The sequence below is a fragment of the Arthrobacter sp. P4_F10 genome (assembly GCF_056401435.1).
The window spans coordinates 1-4,190 of the sequence record NZ_JBFUJJ010000076.1; the positions used below are offsets into that span (position 1 = coordinate 1).

3 protein-coding genes and 1 pseudogene are annotated in these 4,190 nt (G+C 62.5%); 3 read left to right on the plus strand and 1 reads right to left on the minus strand.

Going from position 1 to position 4,190, the window contains the following annotated elements; translation table 11 throughout:
• The 3 genes and pseudogenes from AC1DR1_RS22875 to AC1DR1_RS22885 all read left to right on the plus strand — a co-directional run.
• Positions 1-146, plus strand: a pseudogene (locus tag AC1DR1_RS22875) (HAD family hydrolase); the annotation flags it as partial.
• A gap of 202 nt (positions 147-348) precedes the next feature.
• Positions 349-999: an AbgT family transporter gene (locus tag AC1DR1_RS22880; RefSeq protein ID WP_229992316.1), complete on the plus strand. Its 651-nt coding sequence runs from the start codon at positions 349-351 to the stop codon at positions 997-999.
• Between the two features lie 573 nt (positions 1,000-1,572).
• On the plus strand, positions 1,573-1,959 hold the full coding sequence (locus AC1DR1_RS22885) for a VOC family protein (protein WP_229992315.1): 387 nt from the start codon (positions 1,573-1,575) through the stop codon (positions 1,957-1,959).
• Between the two features lie 878 nt (positions 1,960-2,837).
• Here AC1DR1_RS22885 and AC1DR1_RS22890 read toward each other — a convergent pair.
• The coding region (locus AC1DR1_RS22890) for an MFS transporter (RefSeq protein ID WP_476993425.1) at positions 2,838-4,190 on the minus strand (1,353 nt) is incomplete at its 5' end.

The window sequence follows — 4,190 nt, forward strand, 5'->3', positions numbered from 1 at the left end:
CCGTCGTAGTCTGCACCAACGCCTCGGAGAAGACCCCGGCCGAGTACGCGGCGCACCTCCGCTCCCAGGGAATCGGAATCCGCGACGAGGATTTTGTTACCGCCGGCAGCGCAGCCGCCGAGTACATTGCCCACCGCCACCCCGGGGCCCGGGTGCTGGCGCTCGGAGCGGAGGGTCTGGCCGCCCCATTGCGCAGTCTGGGCGTCAACCTGGCCGATCCCGCACAACCGGAACTGGCCGACGTCGTGGTTGTCGGGGCTGCAAACGGGTACAGCACTGAACAGATCAACGCGGCCAGTTTGGCCGTCGACGCCGGCGCCCAGCTCTACACCACCCAAGACCATCGTCATGACAGGCCGGCACAAGGCCGCACTCATCATCTTCGGGCTCGGCATTGCGTTCATGATCTTCGCGATGCTCATGTGGAAGTGGGGCATCCCCCAGCTCACCGGATACTTCGTGTTGATCGCCATCCTGATCGGCATCGCCAGCCGGCTGAGGCCAGGGCAGATCGCTGACGGCTTCGTGGACGGTGCACGCCAACTGCTGTTCGCCGCACTTCTGGTCGGGTTCGCCCGGACTGCCCAGATCGTGCTTGAGCAGGGGCAGGTCATCGATTCCGTGATCAACGGCCTCGTCCAGCCACTTGCCGCACTGCCGGCAGTGCTGGTTCCGGGCCTGATGGTGGTGGTCCAGAGCCTGATCAACCTGGTCATCCCCAGCTCGTCGGCAATGGCCGTTGTCACCATGCCCATCATGACCCCGCTGGCGGATCTGCTCGAGATGCAGCGGCAGACCGCCGTGCTGGCCTACCAGTACGGTGACGGCATTACGAACCTTATCCTGCCCAGCTACGCAGTACTTATCGGTGCCCTGGGCCTGGCCCGGGTTCCGTTCAACAAGTGGTTCCGGTTCATTTGGCCGCTGACCCTGATCCTGCTCGCCACCGTATTCGCCTTGGCCATAGTCGCTCAGCTCATCGGTGTTGGTCCGTTCTAACCCGTTGAAAAGCACGTAACCCCTGAAAAGGACTACGCGGCGCCCCTGAAAAGAGGCGCCGCGCAGAGCTGCTTTGGTCGCCGATACTTGCGCCCCATTGGATCGACAATTCGATAGAACTGCGCCGGTGACAACAACTGTCCCGGTGAAGCTGGCCCACAACGCACCAACCACTGCCGGTCCGGGGAAAACCATGACACTGAACCCAGCGACCGCCCGCAGGCATGATGATTGGCACCTGCTGATCAACGCCCGGCCGACCCGAGGAACTCGACGTTCACCCAAGAACCCGGAAGCGGTAGAGCCAATTGCGGCGCCGTTGTCCCACACCCCCGCTCAAGCACCGAAGGGCGCACACGGTCACCGCGGCCCAGTTTTCGACGGTCCCCATCATCGCAGGGTGGGGCCAGTTTTAACCGCCCCTTCCGTGGCCAGAAATACTTGACACAGTCATTGTGTCCTGATCGCTGTTGCTGGCCCAATGAAGGTTCCAAGGACGTAGCGCGCGCTCTTGAAATCTGAAGGGGGCTGGACGTCAGATGGTGTCAGACAACCACACCCAAGGAGGCCACCATGACGGTCACTTTCAACCACACCATCGTCTACGCAACGGACAAGCGCCGTTCGGCGAAGTTCCTGGCCAACGTGCTCGGGCTGCCGGAACCCCAACCTATGTGGTCTTTCATGACCGTGCCCCTTGACCATGGAGTGGCCCTCGATTTCGCCACGGCGAACCGGCCCATCTCCCCGCAGCACTACGCCTTCCTGGTCAGCGAGGAAGACTTCGACGGAATCTTCGCAAGGATCCAGGCCGAGGGCATCCCCTACTGGGCAGACCCGGGACGGTCCCGCCCACAGCAGATCAACCACAACGACGGCGGACGCGGCGTCTACTTCGCGGATCCTGACGGACATTTCCTCGAGGCGATCACGCGCCCGTATGGATCGGGTGCTGCATGATTCCCAGTTGCCGGGTTTGATGTAGTTGGCGCGAGGCCAGGGTCCTGGATGAGCGGGACAAAGGCCGGGGAAATTTTCGACGTCGGATAAGTCGGCTACTTCTTAGCCTGCTTCGTACGCCGCGGTTTACCCTCTTCGTTGGCAATGGGGTTCACCGTGGGAACGGGTTTTTTCGCGAAGACCTTCGCGCACTTGGCCTCAGTCTCCTTGTCCCCCACCAAGGCGTCGCCCTGGAGCACTAGACCTTGCGGACCTTTTCCGTTGTGAACAACACCTGAGTCCCCGGGGGGCACTCCCTCACCGGGCGAGCCCCGGCCCGGCCATGACGCGCTAGAAAAGGGACGTAGAAACCCGCCGGAAAGTCATGTCACACAGACTTCCAGGGTGCATGAACTCGTGTCAGCAGAATAGGCAACGAGAGCATCACCGATGAGCAACGGCATCACGTGGACACGGGTGTGGACGGTAATGATGGACCCCACATCCGCGGCAAACGTCTCGGACGGAGTGGGCGCGACCTTGCCCCTCACAAGGCTCATCCCACATGGCGCCATCATGAACCCAGCGTTCGCGTGCAAATGACAGCTACGCGTCGGCCCGCGACAAGGTTCATTCCTGCATACGCCGGTCCCTCAGGGCAGAAAGCCGGGACCCCTGTTGAGTAAGGAGTCCCGGCTTCCTCAAGCGTGGCCATCTGACCAGACTGCGTCAGCGCAATCTAGGATTGCCGGACAATCGGACCTTCTGATGGTCGGAATGACTGTCCCGCGGTGAGCAGATCCACGTACTCCCGTGCGAACTCCGAGTATGCTTCGCGTGCCTTCCTGACGATGGTTGCGGCGCCGGTTGCAAGTGTGGTCAGTATGCTCAATGGCTTCTCATTTCACTCCGCTGTGCGCCGCGGTGCGCCGCGGAGTTGGTTTGCCGATGGTATCGAGGTCAAGGTCCTTGGATTCCTTGGCTGCAGCGACTGCCGTCACGGCGATGAGGGTGGTCACGACGATGATCACGACCAGCGGCCAGGTGCCGCCGGACCAGAGGACAAGGGCGCTGGCGATCACCGGAGTGAACCCGGCCAGAAGGATGGCTGCGGTCTGGTAGCCGACCGAGATACCGGTGTACCGGACTTCCGTGGGGAACAGTTCGCAGTAGAAGGCCGGCAGCACGGAGTAGACCGCTGCGTGGCCCAGGGTGAGGAAGATCGCGACGCCGCCGATGATCGTGAACGGGTTTCCGGTCTGGATCATGGCGAAGATCGGCCAGGCGCTGACGATGATGACGGCTGCGCCGAAGAAGAAGGTGTTCTTGCGGCCGATGCGGTCAGAGATGGCGCCGAAGACCGGAATCATGGCGATGTTCAGTGCCGATCCGATCATGACGGCCACCAGGCCGTAGGATGCCGGGAGCTTCAACGTTGTGGCCACATAGGAGAGCAGGAAGACGGTGAAGAGGTAGTAGTTCCCGGCTTCCGCGAAGCGCGAGAACAGGGCAATGACCAGAGCCCTGCGGTGCTCCTTGAAAACCACGGGAATCGGAGCCTTTTGCTTTTCCTGTTTCCGCTCGGCCTCGGCTTTGGCGGCGAGAAAGGCAGGGCTTTCACTGGCGTTTAGCCTGATGTAAAGCCCGACGGCGGCGAGCAGCACGCTGAGGAGGAAGGGCAGACGCCAGCCCCAGACGATGAACTGGTCCCCCGAGATGGCTTGGGCAATGGCGACAGCCCCGGTGCCAAGGAGCAAGCCGCAGGAGACACCGATTTGCGGCCAGGATCCGAAGAATCCGCGTCGTCCCTTCGGCGCGTTCTCGACGGCGATGATCGCCGCTCCTCCCCATTCGCCGCCGACGGCGAACCCCTGGGAGAGGCGGAGGATGCACAACAGGACCGGAGCCCAGAACCCGACGCTCTGGTATGTGGGCAGCAGGCCGATGGCGGCCGTGGAGATGCTCATGATGAGGAAGGTCAGGATCAGGGTGGATTTGCGGCCGATCCGGTCACCGAGGTGGCCGGAGACGAAGGCGCCGACGGGGCGGGCGAGGAAGCCGACGCCGAAGCTGGCAAGGGCGGCGATTTGGGATACGCCGGGTTCGCTCGAGGGGAAGAACAGGGTGCCGAAGACGAGGGCTGCGGCGGTTCCGTAGACAGTGTATTCGTACCATTCGATGATCGCTCCGACGGTGCCGGAGATCAGGCTCTTGCGGCGGACCTGGTTAGGGGTCAAGGCGCGGTGTGTTGT

Bases quoted from the DNA above. Each gene is read 5' to 3' on its own strand.
- AC1DR1_RS22885 (WP_229992315.1), top strand. From the start codon at position 1,573: ATGACGGTCACTTTCAACCACACCATCGTCTACGCAACGGACAAGCGC.
- AC1DR1_RS22880 (WP_229992316.1), top strand. From the start codon at position 349: ATGACAGGCCGGCACAAGGCCGCACTCATCATCTTCGGGCTCGGCATT.